This window comes from Paenibacillus sp. 598K, assembly GCF_003851045.1.
GTDB lineage: Bacteria > Bacillota > Bacilli > Paenibacillales > Paenibacillaceae > Paenibacillus_D.
On the sequence record NZ_BFBX01000045.1, the window covers coordinates 27,469 to 46,854 of the forward strand.

The window sequence follows — 19,386 nt, forward strand, 5'->3', positions numbered from 1 at the left end:
GCTAAGCAAGGCGCGGATCGCAGCCTGCATCACATCCAAGGGGGAAGGGAAATTGAAAAAGAGAAGTCTGCTCTTCATGGTAACCCTCGTGCTGGCATTCTCGTGCATCGCAGCGGCATGCAGCAATGGACAGAACAGCAACGTCAATACGAATGAGCCAACGCCGCAAACCGGAGAGACGGCAGAGGAAACGTCAGGCGATAGCCCGTCCGAGCCCGCAGACCCATTCGGCAAGTTCGATCCTCCGATCGAGCTCCATGTGGCGCGCGCGGTCGAACAGAACTGGACGTATCCGCAAGGCGACAGTATAGACAATAATGTGTGGTACCGCGAATATGAGGAGCTGCTGGGCATCAAAATCGTGCATGACTGGACTGCGCTGGCCAACGAGTACAACCGCAAGCTGAATGTCTCGATCGCTTCCGGCAGTCTGCCCGAAGTATTCGCGGTATCGGCCAGCCAATTGAAGCAACTGGCCGATGCCGGACAGCTCGAGGATCTGACGGACGTATACGAGCGATACGCTTCCGATCATACCAAAAAGCTGCAGATGGGCGATGGCGGCGCGGCGCTGGCCTCCGCGACCTTCAACGGCCAGCTGCTGGCGATCCCGGTAGTGAATGCCCCGATCTACGAGCCTAATCTGTTATGGGTGCGCACAGACTGGCTGGAGAAGCTGGGCTTGCCTGAGCCTGAGTCGTTCGAGGATGTGCTGCGTATCTCCGAGGCGTTCACGCAGCAGGACCCGGATGGCAACGGCAAGCCCGATACCTACGGACTGGCGGTGAACAACTACCTGTATGGGCCGATCACGTCGCTTACCGGCTTCGCCAATGCGTTCCACGCCTACCCGCAAACCTGGGTGAAGGATGAGGCCGGCAAGGTGGTCTACGGCTCGGCACAGCCCGAGATGAAGCTTGCGTTGGGGAAGCTTCAGGAGATGTACAAGGCGGGTCAACTGGATCGTGAGTTTGGCGTCAAGGATGGCAACAAGGTTGCAGAGGACATCGCCGCCGGCAAGTTCGGCATGGCCTTCGGAGCCAACTGGAATCCTTATGTATTCCTCGATGCGGTGAAGAAAAACCCGGGCATGGAATGGAAGCCGTTCGCTGTCCCTTCGGTAGACGGCGCCCCGTCCAAAGCGAGCGTAGGCTTCTCGGCGAGCGGCTATGTCGTCGTCCGCAAGGGCGTCAAGCATCCGGAGGCGGTCGTGAAGATGCTTAATCTGCATGAGGAAGTCGTACACGGCTCCAGAAGGGATGAGGAGCAATTCATTACCGTGGAGGAAAACGGCGAGCGCATCAACACCTCGAGACTGTCGATCGTACAATCCGGGGTGTCCAATGACGGCGTGCTCGAGTCGCTGAAGCTGCTGCGGGAAGCGATCAACAACGAGGACGAGAGTCTGCTCGCGGATGCGCTCACCGAGACGGATAAGTATGGTCCGACCGTTGATTATCTGAAAACCGGCAATATGGACAACTGGGCTGTCGCGCATCAATATTTCGGCTTCGAAGTGACGATGGACAATTATACGGAAGATCGGCTGCTCATGACGGCGTTCGGCGGGCAGACGCCGACGATGGCAGACAAATGGGCGACCCTCGACAAGCTGGAGAAGGAGACGTTCACCAAAATCATTATGGGCGCTGCGCCGGTGGATGAGTTCGACAAGTTCGTCGCCGACTGGAACAAGCTGGGCGGAGAAACGATCCTCGCGGAAATCAACGACTGGATCGCTTCGCAATAAACGTAACTAATTGCATGATAAAGACAGGGCAAGGGGAGATGGCATCATTCCTCCCCTTCTTCGTCCTGCCTATCTATCGATCAATGAGGCGGTGAGAAAGCCTGTGAAAGCTGCAAAATGGATACGCGAGTTGCCGCTGCATCTGCTGCTGCTGCCCGGTCTGGCGCTTGTGCTGATCTACAGTTACGTGCCGATGCTTGGGGTGGTGATCGCGTTTCAGAAATTTACGATCTTCAGCGGCTGGTTTGGCTCCCCATGGGTGGGACTCGACAACTTCAAGTATGTGCTGGATTTGCCGGATACCGGACGGGTCATCTGGAACACGCTGTTTATCGCCAGTATGAAGATCGTTGCGGGTCTGATCGTACCGATCGTAATTGCGATTCTGCTCAATGAAGTGTCGCGCGCCTTCGTCAAGAGAAGCGTCCAGACGCTCATCTATCTGCCCCACTTTTTGTCCTGGGTTATCTTGAGCGGCATCCTGATCGACTTGCTGTCGCCCTCCGAAGGGCTGGTGAACGCTTTCCTCGCGTGGATCAGCATCGAGCCAATCTTCTTCCTGGCTGATAACCGCTGGTTCCCGGCCGTCCTGATCGTCTCCGATGTCTGGAAGGAGTTCGGCTTCAGCACGATCGTCTATCTGGCGGCGATCACGAGCGTCAATCCGACGCTGTACGAAGCGGCCGTGATGGACGGCGCCAATCGCTGGAGGCAGACGCTGCACATCACCTTGCCGGGCATGATGCCGATCATCGTCCTGATGGCGACGCTCAGTCTGGGCAATGTGCTTAATGCGGGATTTGATCAGGTGTTTAATCTGGCCAATCCGCTTGTGTACGAGAGCGGCGATATCCTCGACACAATGATCTACCGGATCGCGTTTAACGATGCGCAGTACGGCCTGGCGACCGCAGTAGGGCTATTTAAATCAGTCGTGTCGTTCCTGCTCATTTCCATATCGTATTTGCTGGCTTACCGATTTGCGAACTACCGGATTTTTTAGGAAAGGAGCGGGATATGCGTGCATCATGTCTCCTGGAGCAGACGTTTGTTCCTCCGTTTCAATACGTTGTTTTTGGCGTTTCTGGCCGTGCTCTGTTTCTTGCCCCTGATTCATGTCATGGCCGTATCCTTCAGCGAGAGCGCGGCGGTAGCAGCGGGTCAGGTGACCTTCTGGCCGGTCGATTTTACCCTCAAGTCGTATGATTTCATCGTGAGTCGCCCCGAGTTTTTGCGCTCGCTGGGCATTACGCTTGAGCGTGTCGTCCTGGGGACGGCGATCAACATGCTGCTGACGGTGATGGTCGCTTATCCGCTATCCAAGGAAGTGAAGGCCTTTCGTCTCCGCACCGTGTATGTGTGGATCTTTGTATTTACGATCCTGTTCAGCGGCGGGCTGGTCCCCTGGTATATGACGATCCGCTACACAGGCTTGCTCGATTCGATCTGGGCGCTTGTGCTGCCGGGAGCCGTGCCCGTCTTTAATGTCATCCTGCTGCTCAACTTCTTCCGCGGACTGCCCAAGGAGCTGGAGGAATCCTGCTTTATGGACGGCGCTGGACATATCCGGACGTTATGGAGCATCTATGTGCCGCTATCGTTGCCCGGGCTAGCTACGGTGGGCCTGTTCACGATCGTCGGGCATTGGAACGCCTGGTTTGACGGCCTCATTCTGATGAACAAGCCGGAGCATTATCCGCTGTCCTCCTATTTGCAGACGATTATTATCAACTTCGATTTCTCGCAGGTCAAGCAGGAGGATATTCACAAGCTGTCGCAGATTTCGACGCGCACCTCCAAGGCCGCGCAGATCATTGTCGGTTCGTTGCCGATTTTGCTGGTGTACCCGTTTTTGCAGAAGTATTTTGTCAAAGGAATCGTATTGGGGAGCGTGAAGGAATAACATGAGTTCTCTTTTTTACAAGCCGACAGATGGCTGGCTGGCGGATGTCATCCCCTTCTATGACGAAGGCGAGTTCAAGCTGTTGTATCTGAAGGACTGGCGGGATAAGGAAGCCTACGGCGAAGGCACGCCATGGTTTTTGCTGGGCACGCAGGATTTTGTTCGCTTTACCGAATATGGGGAAGTGCTGCCGCGAGGCCGCGAGGATGAGCAGGATTTGTATATTTACACCGGCTGTATCTTGAAGGCAGACGACCTGTACCATATTTTTTATACGGGCAATAATTTTCATTTCCCGGCGCAGGGCAAGCAGCAGCAGGCAGTAATGCATGCCGTCAGTCGGGATATGGTGCATTGGGAAAAGCTGCCGGAGGACGCCTTCTACGCGCCCTCCGACCAGTACGAGGAGCATGACTGGCGCGATCCGTTCGTCTTCTGGAACGAGGAGGCGGGCGAGTACTGGATGCTGCTGGCTGCGCGCTTGAAGGAAGGTCCGGCCAATCGGCGGGGCTGCGTCGCCTTGTGCGCCTCCAGCGATCTGAAGCGCTGGGAGGTTCGAGATCCCTTCTGGGCGCCCTATCTGTATACGACGCATGAGTGCCCGGATTTGTTCCGCATCGGGGAGTGGTGGTACCTGATCTACTCCACCTTCTCGGATCGTACCGTGACCCACTACCGGATGAGCCAGTCGCTGCAGGGGCCGTGGCTGGCGCCGGATAACGACAGCCTGGACAATCGCGCATTCTACGCGGCGAAGACCTGGACGGACGGCAAGCGCCGCTACGCCTTCGGCTGGAATCCGACGCGAGAGGGTGAGCACGATCAGGGGACGTGGCAGTGGGGCGGTCATCTCGTCGTCCATGAGATCATTCAGCAAGCCGACGGCGTCTTGTCCGTCACGGTTCCCGACTCCGTCAGAGCGGCCCTTCCTGCGGAGCTTCCGTTTGCGTTTGCCCAGGTATTGGGCGACTGGCAGACAGGGCCAGGGCGCGCGGCCGTCGATGCGGGCGATGCCTTCGCTTGCGCCATGGCTGGCCGCTTGCCGGAGAGCTGCAAGCTGGAGCTGAGCCTCAGCTTCGCAGCCGATACGCGGAGCTGCGGCATCATCCTGAGAGGGGGTGAACAGCTGGAATACGGATACCAGATCCGGTTCGAGCCGGGTCGGCGCCGGGTCGTCTTCGACCAGTGGCCAAGACCGGGCGACATCCCGCATGCCGTAGGGCTGGAGCGTCCGCTCGAGCTGCAGCCGGATACGCGGTACGAGGTATGCATCTTGCTCGACGGCACGGTATGCGAGGTCTATGTCAATCGCACGATCGCGATGAGCGCGAGGCTGTACGATCACACGGAAGGCGGATGGGGGGTATTCGTGAGCGAAGGGAGCGCGAGCTTCCAGGCGGCATTATTCGGCAGATAGGCTTCGGAAGGAAACCAATACAGGAGGGGCTCACAATGAAGAGAAAGGCCAGATCAGCCTTGTCGTTCAGTATAGCTATTATCCTCGTGTTTTCCATATTCGGATCGATGGCTGCGGCTAACCAGCCCGGCGTTGTCTACCATCCGACTACAGGCCTCATCGACTTTACCTATGGCAGCGTGACGTTGGGTACGGGGAGCAGCGGTCAACTGACCGGCATCCGTCATACCTCATTAACGAACCTGTGGAATAACGTCGCGATCGCCAGCACCGACATCAAGCGGGGGCATACGACCGTGGAGCATAGCTGGGGCAGCGGCCAGAGCAAGGCCGACCTGGAGACGACCGTGCGGAAAAAATATAACGGGACGCTGACGGTCAGCCAGGATGCGATGACGCAAGCGCCGGGCATCAGCGGCGTGCAATGGGGGATGATCGTACCCGATTCGTATGACCTGATCCTCCCGGTATTGGGCGGCATCCGGCTGACAGCCGAGTCGCCGGACGCGGCCTACGGGTTCCAGCAGTTCGATTATCCGAACATCTGGGAGGCGCAGATGTTCCTCATCCAGGGGGAGGACGGCGGCATGCTCGTCCATGCCGATGACGACGCTCAGTTTTTTAAGACGCTGCATGTCAAGCATGAGAACGGCCAGTTCTACATCGGCATGGAGACCCATAGTCCGGCGCCCTTCGCCGCGATTACGGAAGCCGTCTCCACCGACTGGCGCTTGCAGGCTTATGCCGGGGAGTGGGTCGAGGGAGCCGAGCTGTATCGGGGATGGGCGGATCAGGAGTTCGGATTGTCCGCCTTGCTGGCCGAGCAGCCGGCGTGGACGGAGGACATCCAGTTCGCTGTCGTGACCGATCTGGAGGATCAGCCGATGCTGGAGGCGCTGGCGCAGCAGGTCGAGGCCGAGCAGACGCTGCTGGTCGTGCCGGGCTGGCGTCTGGACCCCTACGATGTCAACTTCCCGGATTATACGCCCAAGCCCGATATGGCGACCCGCATCCAGGCCGCCCAGGCGCTCGGGTACCGAGTGATGCTCTATGTCAATATCTTTGGCGTCTCGCCGGACAACCCTGCGTATACGTCCATGCAGCAGTATCAGGTTATCGATCCGTATACGCTGCAGCCCGTCTATTCGGAGTATACGGCAGGCTCGGAGCAGATCAAGTTCGCCCAGATCAACCCGGCCTCGGAGGACTGGCGCGAGCTGTTCGCGGACAGGATGGTCGAGCTGGTCCAGACGGTCCAGCCGGACGCGCTCCATCTCGATCAGTCGCTGCTCATGTATAATGATGCGAATGGCGAGATCGATGGTATGAATATGATGGAAGGCAACATCGCGCTCCACCGCGAGCTGCGCGAGCAGCTGCCGGATAATGTCGCACTGGGCGGCGAGAGTCTGAATGAAATTACGACTCGCTACGAAGCGTTTGCCCAGCGGCATGCCTATGGCGTCTTCGCCCCGAGCGGAACATGGGACCAACGAAGGATCGATCAGGTGGTGCCGGCCAGCTCGGCGATCTTTGCCCCGTACACGAAGATCTACGGGCACCCGGATCATGCCAATCCGATGACGGAGGACTATTTCCTCGCCTGGCATAAGGTCGTGCAAAACCGCTTGGGCTCGATTCCCGTGCTGACACGTCCCAATCATGCGCAGGTGTCCGGCGCGTCTCCGCTCATGGAGCAGTTCCTCGATGAAGTGAACTGGTATCAGCAGCATCGGCCAACCGCAGACTTGTCCTCCTGGTCCGACAATACCCTGTTTGCCTTCAAGACAGAGGGCGGCGGGAGCGCCGAATACAAACGCGATGCCTACGGGGAGAAGCTGTCGATGGCGGCAGCCGGCGCCCCTGGCGAGACGGATGTGCTGCGCTATCTATACGGGCAGAGCAGCGTCGAGCTGCCGGGACAGATCCCGGGCTGGCATCTGTACGATGATACGCGGCTGTTCGGACTGAATCCGGATCGCACGTATATCTATTCCGATGAGCTGCGGGACCTGGATGCCTTCCATATCGACGATCTTCCGGCGGAGGTTGCGGTGAAGCGGTTGTCCTTGAAGAGCCGTCATACCGTGCTTGCCCTCCAGGACGAGCAGCAGGCCGATGCGACAGACCTGCTGGACTATGCCGGGCCGATCCGGGCAGGCGAGCGGCTGGGGGATGGTACAGTGAATCAGACCGCCGCGCCGTTCTCGTCGGTAGGCGGATTCTCCCATACGTTCGCCCAGGGCGGAACCGTGCAGCACTGGGGGGATCGGATACTTGCGCATCCGCCGTATACTGGATCATGGCAGGGCGGACAGACGTGGCTGGAATTCGACGTCACGCTGCCATCGGATCGGGATTCCTTCTTCCGCACGGCTGTACAGCTGGGGAGCGCTCAGAATGCCCAGTCCAGCGACGGCGTGACGTTCAACATCCTGGCGTGGGAGAAGGCCGCTCCGGCAGCGACCCGCCCGGTGCTGGAGGCGGAGCAATTTAATGCCACCGCTTCGCCGATCGCCATGGAGCTGGACTTGTCGCAGTGGAAGGGCAAGGAAGTGACCTTGCGGCTCGAGACGCATCCGGGAGCTACGGTAGACAATGACTCGGCGGTCTGGGTGACGCCTCGCGTGGCGCATGAACAGCAGGCTGGGCAGTCGCGCAGCGTCGTCTTGCATCTGGTCAGTCCCGAGCCGGTCGAAGCAGTCGTTTCGCGCTCGGGCGCGGCGGACGTAGTCTCGCTCGGCAATGATCGGTACGAGATCACGACGCCGGCGACCGACCAGTTGTACTTGCTTCATGATGCAGGGGCCGTTCCGACGTTGCCGCTTGCGCTGGATACGACGCCGTTCGACGCGAGCTTATGGTTTGACAACGGGACGGAGTCCTTGCCGCAGAGCCCGTTCGGCGGGTACGCGGGCACGGGGACAGTCAGTGGCGTGCAGAAGCAAGGGCTTGACGCCCATCCGCCTCAGCGCGGGCAGACGCAGATCGATTATGTGGTGCAGCTGCCGACAGCGGATGCGAGGCTGACCGGGCTGGCAGGGATCAAGGACGGCGCGGACGACTCCAACGGGGTCGGGTTCCGTATCGCAGTGAATGGCAAAGAGCTGTGGTCAGAGGACCTACTGCCAGGCGGAGCCTGGATGCCGTTTGACGTGTCGCTGGACGATTACGCCGGCCAGGCTGTCGTCATTAGTTTAATTACGGATGCGCTCGGCGATTACGGCTACGACTGGGCGTTCTGGGGCGAACCGCAGCTCAGGCATTAACAGCTCTGGCCCGTACAGAATAGCGGTTGTTATCGATGAGGAGTGCAGCGTCGTAATAGCCCCGGTCCCGATCCCTGCATGCATAAGCGCCGGAGCAGCCGGTCACATAGAACTTGGTGTTGGGGAAGCCGGGATAGACATTGGAGGTTTTCTGGAAGAATAAGTGGGCATGGTGGGTGAAGATGGCCAGCACATTGCTGCGGATCGAGGCCGGCACCGCGTCAAAGAAACGCCGCGTCTCGGCTGGACTCAGCACATGGGAAGGGTCGACGGTCAGCCCAGTAATATTAAGCGGCCAATGGAAGTCGAAGATGTAGTAGTAGCGGCTGTCGTCAAGGCTGCGCAGCAGGTTGATGCTCTCGGTGCTGAAGCGGCCAGTGGCGTTGTCCAGCCACACATGTCGCACCCGACCCCCGGTGCCGGGGAAGCTGCGGAAGCCGTATTCGGTGCCGAGGTAGTTGCGGAACAGGCTGCGCGTCGTTGTCTCCCAGTTGCCGATGGAGGCTTTGTACGGGATGCTGCGCGGTCCAAGCACGGCGTTGGCTGTATCGCGGAAGGTCGTGTACCGCGCTTGCGCGAACTGTCCATGATCGGCCCCGGCATGCGCATTGTCGCCGCCGAAGATGACGTATCGCGTGCCGCTGCGGATCGCTCGGGGCAGCAGCTGTCGGAAGATAGCCTCGCTGTTGCCGTACCCGACATGGCTGTCGCCGATAACAGAGAAGCGGAGCACGGTTTGCTTGCTCGAGACGGGACGTTTGATGAGGCTTTTGAGCCGACGCTTGAGCGCGCTTGGCTTTTTCACAGGTTTTTTCATATCACGCTACCACCTTTGTCGTTGATTGGCAGTATAATATATTCAAGGGCGCAGGCGGCGGCACGGCAGTGCCCTTAGAATATGCTGCCGGAATATAGAAATCCCCCGTACGCCATGCGCACGGGGGTGTTGTTTCTATACAAGCGATTAACGGAGCAGTTGCAGTACGCCTTGCGGCTGTTGGTTGGCTTGCGCCAGCATCGCTTGCGCCGCTTGGGTGAGGATATTGTTTTTGGTGAATTCCATCATCTCTTTGGCCATATCGACATCGCGAATCCGGGACTCGGCCGCCGTCAGGTTCTCTGCGGATGCGCCCAGGTTGTTGATGGTGTGCTCCAGACGGTTCTGGAACGCTCCCAGCTTGGAACGTTCATTGGAGACCGCGCGGATCCCATTGTCCAGTACTTCGATTGCAGCGGTTGCTTTCTCTGATGTCGTAACGTCCAGACTGTACTCCACGCCAGTGTTGTTTGTTCCGTTCGTTACGGCTTGGAAGGCGGAGAACGCTGCGCCGGCTACTGTGCCATGTGCGGCGCCTGCGCTTGTGCCAGAGATGCCCAGTGCCAGCGAACGCATGTCGCCGATGTCCACGGTCAGCGTTTGTCCGTTATTGGCGCCAATTTGCATTTTCAGACCTTGATCTACTGCGTCGGCTCCGACTGTCGATTGAGCTCCCTCGGAAGCGGTCAATTTCAATGTTTTTGCTAGCTCGTCCGCACCGATGGATACTGTTCCGGCAGCGCCTTGCGTTCCGGAGGAGATCACGAATTTGCCATCCGCCAGGCTTACCGTTGCATTGGCCAGAGCAGGGTCAGCCGCTCGGATCTGGGTCTGCAAGTCGGAAGCCAGAGCGCCTGCAGTATAGTTGCCTACGGCCAGCTCGATATCCACATCAATGCCGTCAATGGTCAACGTGCCCGTGTGGTTGGCATTATGTCCTTGCTGTACCGCTGCCGAGCCGAGGCCAAGCGCAGTCGATGCGCTTCCCGTAATCGCGCCGACCGTGCTGCCAGTGCCTGTCAGCGTGTTGGTGATGACAAGCTTGTTATCGGCGGTGAAGGACGCCTCTGCATTGCCTGTGCCAAAGGCGGTGTCCAGCTTGCTGTTCAGATCGGTCAGGAAGCTCGTGCGATCACTGGCGTTCGTGAAATTATAGCTGCCATCTGCAAGGGTCACGTTCTTCGTCACGCCGCCAACCGTGACGGCCAACTGGTTGTTGCCCGAACCTTCTGTGCCCGTTGTGAACGACGTTCCAATTAACGCCGCTGCGCCGCCTGTTCCAACAACCGCGAAATCGTCTGCTGCATCCGCCGTGGAGAACACGATTTTGTTATCGGCGTCAAAGCCAACCGATACGCTTGCGAATGCGCCGCCGAGCGCTTGAATCTTGGTCTCGATATCATCGAGGAAATCTTGCGCGCTCAAGCCGCCAGCTGTATCCGAGTAGTCTTGCGTGGCCAGGCTAATCGTCTGCTCCACGCCGTTCAAGGAGACCGTCAGCAGATTGTTCTGGCTACCTTGCTCATAAGCTGCACTAGTCAAGCCGAGCTCAGCCGCCGCCGAGCCTGTGATATTAGTAATGGTACTGGCTACGCCTTCTACGTTGTTCGTCAGGACCAGCTTGTTCGTGCTGGCTTCGAAGGAGGCGATGACATTGCCATTGCCGAACACGCTGTCCAACTGCGTATTCAGGTCTGTCAGGAAGGTGTTGCGACCGGCTCCAGTCGTCATATCATACGTATTTGCAGCCAAGCTGACCGTCTGGGTATTGCCGCCAACTGTCAGTGTAAGTTCATTGTTCGGCGTGTCCGCACCAGCCACCAGGTCGGAACCGTCGCCGGCTGTAGACAGATGGGTGAGCGCATTGCCGCCAGTTAAGGCGAAGGTGTCGCCTGCATCAGCCGTTTTGAAGACGAGCTCGCTATCGCCGTTGAAGTTGACCGTCACATTGGCAAAGTCCCCGCCCAGCGCTTGAATCTTGGCTTGCAGGTCGTCTCTGAAATCAGCCGCCGTTTGACCTGGAGTGCCGTCATAATCGACTACATCCAATGCAACTGAGGCGGAGACCCCGTTCAGGCTGACCGTAAGCTCGTTGTCATTTGCAGTAACCGTTGGACCTGCAGCTGTAGTGTAAGCTTTTGAAGAAGTAATCGTTGCGCCTTCTGTTGTGGCATCAACGATGGTGAAGGCTGCGGTCAGCGTAGAAGCATCGACCGTGCCCGTTGCCGTTGCAGAAGTGGCCTCAATGTTCGGACCGCTGCCTGCGCTCGAAGGATTGCTATAAGCGACATTGCCGGTTACCGTACCGCCGCCGATTGCCGAGATGTTGACATTGCCAAGCGCAGTGCCTGTTGCAGTTGCAACCGTATCTGCTGCTGTAATCGAGATTGTGCCGGTCACGGCTCCGCCAGTCACGTTGGCCGTTTTCGCCGTCTCCACGTTAAGCTCGCCTTTGAGCAGGCTCTTCGTATTAAATTCGGTTGTATTGCCGATCCGGTTGATCTCGGAGGTCAGCTGGTTGACTTCCTCCTGAATCGCTTGGCGATCCTCCGTTGAGTTCGTGCCGTTCGCCGATTGCGCCGCCAGCTCGCGCATACGCTGCAGAATGCTGTGCGTCTCGCTGAGTGCGCCCTCAGCCGTTTGGATGAGCGAGATGGCGTCCTGCGAGTTACGGGTAGCCTGCTCCAGGCCGCGGATTTGTCCCCGCATTTTTTCGGAAATCGCCAGACCGGCCGCGTCGTCGCCGGCACGGTTAATCCGCAGACCGGAAGACAGCTTCTCCAAAGATTTGCTTGTGCCTACGTTGTTCGTTGCCAGCTGCCGATGCGTGTTCAGCGCCGCGATGTTGTGATTGATTCTCATCATTCTCTACCTCCGTGTGGTGTGGTTCAGGATGCCTCTCCATTTGCATCCCGTGCGAAGCCCTTGCGTGAGACCTGCTCTGTCGCTGCCGACGGATCGCGCGCTGATCCGCCTCGCGAGTCCAGACAGACTCGTACGCGGCTCTTCCCTGAGTACACCACTCGTCCATAAGTGGCAGAGGTTCTATGCGTTATTGCTCTATGTTATCGTCTATGCTGTCGCTCCGGTCCGCCAATTCGCCTCTTACGATCGGGATATGTCTAGGCGCGTCGATCGCCAGACGCAGATGCCCCTCCTCGCTCTTGACTACCTTGACCATGATGTTGTTGTCGATCATCACGTACTCCCCTGGCTTTCTCCCTAATACGAGCATCTGCTCATCTCTCCTTATGTGGCCATCGGCCGAACCCAAAAATGAGCAAACACATCGCGGCCTGGCTTCGTCCTGAAGCGTATCGGCGATGGGTTTGCTCGTCCCTAAGCTTGGCTATACGGCATGCGAGTGTCCTTGAGAAAACAGCAAAAAGACGACTAGCGCGCATGTTTCGACCTTCGTCGTCCTTGAATACACATGCGCTTCTACTCGTCCATGAGGAAGCGGATATCTACTTACTACCGTTATCGGCACAGGGTCCGAAAAAGTTTAGGGCATTCCAAAAATTTTTTTGGTATACTTGTTACTAAAGTCCTATCCGTCTACCCTGCATTCGGAGGTTCCATACCATGCTAGAGGACACACGCGCGATCCCCCTGACCGAAATTGTCCGGCACACGCGGGATAATCGGCATCTCTTTTTTTCAGTCGCCCGGCAGCTTGTCCGACTTGTCGAACGTCAAGCCGACCACGACAGTCCACGTCATCCCTTTCACCCGGACCACTATTCGGTACTCATATCGGACGACTCCTCCGTCCAGATCCTTTTGACCCCATTCGATTCACCCAACTCCTCGCCATCCGACAACCTTACCCGAGATGTTATGTACGCTTCGCCGGAGCTGCTTGGCCGTACCATCCGAGCTGTTGATCTACGCAGCGACTTTTATGTTTTGGGCATCCTGTTTTATGAATGCCTGACAGGGGCGCCGCTATTCGCGGCGAATTCTGAGCTAGAGTGGGCGCATGCCCATCTGGCGCAGCTCCCGGCGAGACCGGAGAGGGTGCGCCCGGATATTCCTGTCATCCTGGGCGATCTCGTCATGAAGCTGTTAAGCAAGCTGCCGGAGGACCGCTACCAGAGCATATATGGCTTGCTCGCCGATCTCGAGCAGTGCGCCGAGCAGCTGCGCCAGCGCGGCGTGATCCCAGGGTTCGAGCTGGGGCGCGCGGATCGGCGGAGCCGTCTACAGCTTCCCGAAGTGTTGTATGAAAGGGAGGCATTCTTGGAGCAACTGCGCTCCAGCTATGCGGAGGCCGTCGCCGGAGCTGTAGAGACCGTCCTGGTGGGAGGCCGCGCCGGCAGCGGCAAGACAGCACTGCTGAAGGCTTTTCGAGCAGTCGTCTTCGAGCAGTCGGGACACTTCCTCGCCGGCGCGTTCGACCTACAGACGGCTGCTGCGCCCTATCTGCCGCTGGTCCAGGCGATTCGGGAGCTCGCGGCCAGACTGCTGGGAGCGAGCGATGCGGAGCTGGATTATTGGCGCGGCCGCATTACTGCCGCTGTAGGGCAGCAGGGAGCGATCCTTCTAGGGATGATCCCGGAGCTCGTCCATATCATCGGCGAACAACCGCCGCTTCACGAGCTGCCGCCATCGGAGACGACGGTCCGGCTTCATCAGGTGTTCTGCGGCTTCCTGCGGGCGCTCGCGGATGCCGAGCATCCGCTCGTGCTCTGCCTGGACAACATGCAGTGGGCAGACCCGGCCTCGCTGCAGCTGCTGCGAGCGCTGATGAGCGACCCCGACAGTCAGCATCTGCTCATCCTGCTGGCCTTCCGCAACGATGGATTCGATGCCGCTCAAGTGCTGCTGGACCTATTGCTCACGGACGAGAGCGTGGCGCAGCCGCGCGTACAACTCATCGAGCTCCGGGAGCTGGGGCTTGCCAGCGTGAAGAGGTATGTCGTAGAAGCGCTTCATAGCGATCCCTGTACTGTCAAGCCGCTTGCGGAAGCGCTTTACCAAAAAACGGCCGGCAATCCCTTCTACCTCGAACAAATGCTGCAGCGCTGCTACAACGAAGGATGGCTCCGATATCGCGAGGATGGCGAGTCGTCGCTGTGGATATGGGAACTCGCGGAGATCCAGCAACAGGAAAGCTTCGAGGACGTCGTCGGGCTCATCGTCTGCCGGTTCGAGGCGTTGCCCGCAGAGGTGCGACGGCTACTCCGCAGCGCCAGTTGCTTCGGACGGGGATTCGAGCTGGAGCAGCTGGCGCTGCTGGAGGGTATAGGTACGGAGACGGTGCGGCTGGAGCTGCAATCTGCGCTGGAGGAGGGCTTGATCCTGCTGGGCGAGGAGATGTCCTACCGCTTCTCGCATGATGAAGTGCAGCGGGCCATCTATGAAGCTATCCCGGCTGCGGAGCGGGAGCGGCTGCATCAATCGATCGGTCGCCAATTGCAGCGTCAGTATGGTGGGGAGGACATGCCGGCTCTCCAATTGTTCGAGATCGCGCATCATGCCAATCTGGGCAGCGGTCTGATGAGGGAGCCGGAGCAGCGAGAGCAGCTGGCGCGGATCAATCTGCAGGCGGGCAAGCTGGCCAAGGCGACAGCGGCGCATGTACAAGCGTTGGAGCTGCTGCAGAAGGGGATCAAGCTGGTCGAGGCTGAGGGCTGGAGTCGATATGGCGAGCTATACGCGGAGCTGCTGCTGGAGAGCTCGGAATGCCAGTACTGCTGCGGTTACTTCGATCGTGCCGAGCATGTGCTGAAGGAACTGCTGGGATGGGAGAAGGCCCCGCAGCGACGCGCGCGTATCTACGTCATCCAGATGACGATGTGCGCCTATCGCAAGCGGGATGGGCAAGCAGCGAAGATCGCGATCCATGCGCTGGCCGAGCTCGGCTTGAAGCTCCCGGCCGCTCCCTCTCGTCTGGGGATGGCTGCCGAGATGCTGCGGACGCGAGCCTACCTTGCACGCAGACCACAGCAGCTTGAGCAGGGGCCGACAAGCGATGATCCGATTCACTTGGCTATGGCGGACATCATTACGCTTGCATCGTCGCTGCTGTTCATGACCCATTCGCAGTTGGCCACCTTCATGCTGGCTAGATATGTACGGATCGCCGCAGATCAGCGTCACGATGGCGCCTTGGCGATCGGACTGAGCGCATATGCCATCGCGTTATGCTACGGCTTGCATGATTACGAGCGTTCGCTTCGCCTTGCCGAGCAAGCGTTGCAATATGCAGAGCGGACAGGCAATGCTAGACTGCAGGGCATCGTGCTGTTCATGAACGCTCTCATCCTGCAGTTTTTGCGTCCGGGCGAGTCGGATCGTTGCTTTGCCCAGGCTGAGGCATACTGTGCGAGCCAAGGCGATCTGGTGTATGCGGGGTATGCCATCTCCTCGCGACTGATTACACAGAGCCAGGATCTTAGGCTTCTGGAGCAGCTATGGCGGCACTATGCACGACAGCTGCATCGTCTGGACGACATGACGAAGCGGGTCGTCGGTATCGTCGGCCGCTATCTGCAGCTGCTGCGGACGGAAGCCGACACGTCCAGGCTCCGACTCGACGACGGCGATATCGATGAAGCGCTGCTGGAGCGGCTGCCGAAGGAGGGCACTCACGTCTCGCACTTGCTCTACTATTACACGTGCAAGCTTGAGGTGAGCTACCTGCACGGCAGGTACGGAGAAGCGGCAGCCGTCGTAGAGCAGTCAAGGCGTCTGAAGGCGACGATGCTGCTGTCCTACCATCAGCGATATTGCTTTTACTCTGCCCTGACGATGATGACGATCTACGCGGATGCCCCGCCCTCCCTTCGGAGGAGCTATCGCAAGGCGCTCAAGCGCCTGCTCGGCCAGATGAAAAAGTGGACCCACGTCGTGCCCGAGCGAACGAGGGCCAAATATCTCGTCTTGCTGGCAGAGTCGGACCGGCTAAACGGCAAGCTGGAGGCGGCCTGCAATCGATATGATCAAGCCATAGACTATGCGCGATCGATCGGTGATGCGCATGACGAAGCGATCGCCAGCGAACGGGCGGCACGTCTCCAGCAAACGCTCCATCGCCCAGACCGGGAGGCGGACTATATCCTCAGAGCGCATGAGGCTTATCTGAGATGGGGGGCGGATGGCGTCGCTGACCGACTGCAGCGGCTATACCCAGAGCTGAGAGGGGCGGGTCAATCTGTAGCAGCGGATGCAGCCGAGCCGCCTGAGCGTCCAAGGTCGCAATACGCCAAGCCGCGTCCGCCGCTGAACGCCGGGGTCGAGGATCGCTGGGCGATGGATGCGCTGCGCCATGCGTCCAAGCTGGATGGCAGCGATGCGCAGCTTGCAGATCTGCTGGGCGCTTTCCTGCAGCTGGCCCTGCTGAACTCCGGAGCGGAGCGCGGACTGCTCTTGTCGATCGGCGAGCAGGGGGTGGTCATCGAAGGCGCGCGGGACGTTAACGATCTCGCCGCCGATGGCAACGAAGGAGGGGGTGGATGCTACGCCAGCTCGGTCGTACACCATGTCAGGCGGACCAGACAAGCCGTCATTGTGGTCGATGCAAGTCAGAGCGTCTATGCCACCGACCCGTATATTCGCCAGCGGTCGCCGCGTTCGATCCTGTGCATGTCGCTGCCGTGGCCGGGGCGACAGCCCTTGCTCGTCTACCTGGAGAACAACCGGCTCCCTGGCGTGATGACGACGGATTGCTTGCCGCTGCTGGAGATGGCCTTCTCTCGGATGATCTATGCCGCCCATACCTATGCCTCGTCCGCCGACGCTCCCGAAGCCGCAGCGGCCGTGGCTACGGAGCTAGCGTCGGTGTCGGACCTGGAGTCGGTAGCGGTGTCGACCGAGATGGGGCCTACGATAGAGGTAAGGGCGGAGCCAACGATGGAGCCGGCATCCTTGGCGACGACTGTTGCGGACATGTCGTCCCCGGCCATCGGGCCCTTCGAGGAGCTGTCTACGCGCGAGCTGGACGTGCTTCGGTTGATGGCCGGGGGGCTCTCCAACAAGGAGATCGCCTCCCGACTAGGCATCAAGGAAGGTACCGTGAAGATCCACGCCTTCAATATATACGGCAAGCTGCAAGTCAATCGGCGCGTCCAGGCGATCACGCGAGCACGCGAGCTAAGGCTGCTGGAGTAGCGAGTCAGGGCTGCCCCTGATTTCGCTCCAGCAGCTCGCTGCGCACGATCGGCACGTCTCGCGGCGCATCAATCGCCAGTCGTAGCTGGCCGTCCTCGCTCATAATGACGGATACGACGATTCTGTTATCGATAATGATGGATTGTCCCGGTTTTCTTCCTACGACCAGCATGGTGGATGGGCCCCTTTTTCTGTAGGTGTATATTTACCTTCGCAGCATAGCCCAATTCATACTGATCTGTGATTCCACGAAAGTTATACCCGCCCCTAATTAATCTTCCGAAATATAACCAACGGTATAGCATGGAAATACATATTTTAATCCACCCCCAATAGTGATAAGATAGATAGGTATGTAGTGATTCGGAGGGGTGCGACATTTGTTTGCGCTCGGGCTTTGCTGTGGCGTTTTGGAGCTGGGGCGCCTGCATCCTTTCTGCAAATCTCAAGATATAAGGATGGTAATCATGGGCAACAGACAACAGGCAACAGACGTCATCTTGATCGGGGCCGGCATCATGAGCGCAACGCTCGGCGCGCTGCTGAAGGAGCTGGCTCCCGACTGGAACATCACCGTGCTGGAGCGGCGGTCGACTGCGGGCGAGGAGAGCTCCAATGAATGGAATAATGCCGGTACGGGACATGCGTCCCTGTGCGAGCTGAACTATACGACCGAAAAGCCGGACGGCTCGATCGATATCAGCAAGGCGATCAAGGTCAATGAGGAATTCCGGGTGTCGCAGCAATTCTGGTCCTATCTCGTCAAGAAGAAGATGATCAAGAGCGCGCGCGACTTTATCGTCTCGCTGCCGCATATGAGCTTCGTGCAAGGCGAGAAGGATGTGAAGTTCCTGAAAAAGCGGTTCGAGGCGATGTCGGCCAATCCGCTATTCGCAGGGATGGAATATTCGGAGGAGCATGCCAAGCTTAATGAGTGGATCCCGCTCATGATGAAGGATCGCAGCGCCGGCAAGCCGATCGCGGCGACCAAGATCGACTCGGGCACGGACGTCAACTTCGGCTCGCTGACGCGGCTGCTGTTCGATCACCTGAAGCGCAAAAAAGTCGATCTTCAGTACAATCGCAATGTCGACGACATCAAGCGCGCAGGCGACGGCTCGTGGCAGCTCAAGGTGCGCAATACCCAGAACGGCTCGGTCGAGCGGCTGAATGCCAAGTTCGTCTTCATCGGCGGCGGCGGAGGCAGCCTGCATCTGCTGCAGAAGACCGGGATCGCCGAGGGCAAGGGGATCGGCGGCTTCCCGGTCAGCGGTATCTTCATGGTGTGCCGCAAGCCGGAGATCGTCGCTCGTCATCATGCCAAGGTATACGGCAAGGCGCCGGTCGGCGCGCCGCCGATGTCGGTGCCGCATCTGGACACGCGGTTCATCGACGGCAAGGAGTCGCTGTTCTTCGGCCCGTTCGCGGGCTTCTCGCCGAAGTTCCTCAAGTTCGGCTCGATGTTCGATCTGATCACCTCGGTCAAGGGGCATAATCTCGTGACGATGACCTCGGCAGGGGTCAAGAACGTACCGCTGACGACGTATCTGATCAAGCAGGTCATGCTCTCCAAGGAGAAGCGGATGGAGGCGCTGCGCGACTTTGTGCCGGACGCCAAGAGCGAGGACTGGGAGCTGCTCGTCGCTGGCCAGCGGGTACAGATCATCAAGAACACGCCGCAGGGCAAGGGCATGCTGCAATTCGGCACCGAGGTCATCAGCGCTGCCGATGGCTCGGTCGCTGCGCTGCTCGGCGCATCCCCCGGCGCTTCGACAGCCGTATCCGTCATGGTTGAAGTCATCCAGAAGTGCTTCCCTGGACAGTTGCAGGAGTGGGAGCCGAAGCTGCGCGAGATGATCCCGTCCTACGGCTTGAAGCTGATGGACAATCCCGAGCTGATCGATCAGATCGATACGGCTAATGTCGAGGTGCTCGGCCTCGCTGGCAAGTCCGACAAAAAAGTAAAGCAATCGGTCTGATTTTATACGCGCCTTGGCGGTCCTCATCATGCGAGTTCGGGATGGGGGCCGCTTTCTTTGAAGCCATTGGCCGACGTTCCTCGTATGAAGGACGAGTGTGCTATGAAGGAGGCTATAAGTCTGAAATCGTAGCACA

At 58.8% G+C, this 19,386-nt stretch carries 11 protein-coding genes; 7 read left to right on the forward strand and 4 right to left on the reverse strand.

Annotated features, from left to right (window positions below; all coding sequences use genetic code 11):
• Positions 1 to 52: 52 nt before the first annotated feature.
• From PA598K_RS14865 to PA598K_RS14885, 5 genes are all read left to right on the forward strand, one after another.
• Positions 53 to 1,750 carry an extracellular solute-binding protein gene (locus PA598K_RS14865; RefSeq protein WP_128657724.1) on the forward strand — a complete coding sequence of 566 codons (1,698 nt, stop codon included), beginning with the start codon at positions 53 to 55 and terminating at the stop codon, positions 1,748 to 1,750.
• Positions 1,751 to 1,853: 103 nt separating this feature from the next.
• Positions 1,854 to 2,753 (forward strand): ABC transporter permease, encoded by a 900-nt coding sequence (locus PA598K_RS14870; RefSeq protein WP_128657725.1) that lies wholly within the window; start codon positions 1,854 to 1,856, stop codon positions 2,751 to 2,753.
• 18 nt (positions 2,754 to 2,771) lie between these two features.
• Positions 2,772 to 3,653, forward strand: a complete 882-nt coding sequence (locus tag PA598K_RS14875) for a carbohydrate ABC transporter permease (protein ID WP_260405417.1) — start codon at positions 2,772 to 2,774, stop codon at positions 3,651 to 3,653.
• 1 nt (position 3,654) lies between these two features.
• Positions 3,655 to 5,070 carry a glycoside hydrolase family 32 protein gene (locus PA598K_RS14880; RefSeq protein ID WP_128657726.1) on the forward strand — a complete coding sequence of 472 codons (1,416 nt, stop codon included), beginning with the start codon at positions 3,655 to 3,657 and terminating at the stop codon, positions 5,068 to 5,070.
• Positions 5,071 to 5,105: 35 nt separating this feature from the next.
• Positions 5,106 to 8,339, forward strand: coding sequence for a DUF6259 domain-containing protein (locus PA598K_RS14885; RefSeq protein WP_128657727.1), 3,234 nt, complete (start codon positions 5,106 to 5,108; stop codon positions 8,337 to 8,339).
• On the opposite strand, the gene PA598K_RS14890 is transcribed toward PA598K_RS14885, so the two are convergent.
• The 3 genes from PA598K_RS14890 to PA598K_RS14905 all read right to left on the reverse strand — a co-directional run bounded on the left by PA598K_RS14890 (position 8,329) and on the right by PA598K_RS14905 (position 12,391).
• A complete protein-coding gene (locus tag PA598K_RS14890; RefSeq protein ID WP_260405418.1) occupies positions 8,329 to 9,156 on the reverse strand; it encodes a metallophosphoesterase family protein in 828 nt (275 codons plus the stop codon). The genes PA598K_RS14885 and PA598K_RS14890 overlap by 11 nt on opposite strands.
• 147 nt (positions 9,157 to 9,303) lie before the next feature.
• A complete protein-coding gene (locus PA598K_RS39020; protein WP_376739047.1) occupies positions 9,304 to 12,018 on the reverse strand; it encodes a flagellin N-terminal helical domain-containing protein in 2,715 nt (904 codons plus the stop codon).
• Between the two features lie 190 nt (positions 12,019 to 12,208).
• Positions 12,209 to 12,391 (reverse strand): carbon storage regulator, encoded by a 183-nt coding sequence (locus PA598K_RS14905; protein ID WP_128657728.1) that lies wholly within the window; start codon positions 12,389 to 12,391, stop codon positions 12,209 to 12,211.
• Between the two features lie 785 nt (positions 12,392 to 13,176).
• Between PA598K_RS14905 and PA598K_RS14910 the strand changes: the two genes are divergently transcribed.
• Positions 13,177 to 17,271, forward strand: a complete 4,095-nt coding sequence (locus tag PA598K_RS14910; protein WP_185601988.1) for a helix-turn-helix transcriptional regulator — start codon at positions 13,177 to 13,179, stop codon at positions 17,269 to 17,271.
• 4 nt (positions 17,272 to 17,275) lie between these two features.
• Here PA598K_RS14910 and PA598K_RS14915 read toward each other — a convergent pair whose 3' ends face one another.
• A complete protein-coding gene (locus tag PA598K_RS14915) occupies positions 17,276 to 17,443 on the reverse strand; it encodes a carbon storage regulator (protein WP_128657730.1) in 168 nt (55 codons plus the stop codon).
• Between the two features lie 295 nt (positions 17,444 to 17,738).
• Here PA598K_RS14915 and mqo point away from each other — a divergent pair, with 295 nt between their 5' ends.
• Positions 17,739 to 19,250 (forward strand): malate dehydrogenase (quinone), encoded by a 1,512-nt coding sequence (mqo, locus tag PA598K_RS14920; protein WP_128657731.1) that lies wholly within the window; start codon positions 17,739 to 17,741, stop codon positions 19,248 to 19,250.
• The last annotated feature ends 136 nt before the right edge of the window (positions 19,251 to 19,386 follow it).

What these genes read in the sequence shown, in the direction of transcription:
- PA598K_RS14880 (WP_128657726.1), top strand. Translation starts at nt 3,655, where the DNA reads ATGAGTTCTCTTTTTTACAAGCCGACAGATGGCTGGCTGGCGGATGTC.
- PA598K_RS14885 (WP_128657727.1), top strand. Translation starts at nt 5,106, where the DNA reads ATGAAGAGAAAGGCCAGATCAGCCTTGTCGTTCAGTATAGCTATTATC.
- PA598K_RS14890 (WP_260405418.1), bottom strand. Translation starts at nt 9,156, where the DNA reads ATGAAAAAACCTGTGAAAAAGCCAAGCGCGCTCAAGCGTCGGCTCAAA.
- PA598K_RS39020 (WP_376739047.1), bottom strand. Translation starts at nt 12,018, where the DNA reads ATGAGAATCAATCACAACATCGCGGCGCTGAACACGCATCGGCAGCTG.
- PA598K_RS14905 (WP_128657728.1), bottom strand. Translation starts at nt 12,391, where the DNA reads ATGCTCGTATTAGGGAGAAAGCCAGGGGAGTACGTGATGATCGACAAC.
- PA598K_RS14915 (WP_128657730.1), bottom strand. Translation starts at nt 17,443, where the DNA reads ATGCTGGTCGTAGGAAGAAAACCGGGACAATCCATCATTATCGATAAC.
- mqo (WP_128657731.1), top strand. Translation starts at nt 17,739, where the DNA reads ATGGGCAACAGACAACAGGCAACAGACGTCATCTTGATCGGGGCCGGC.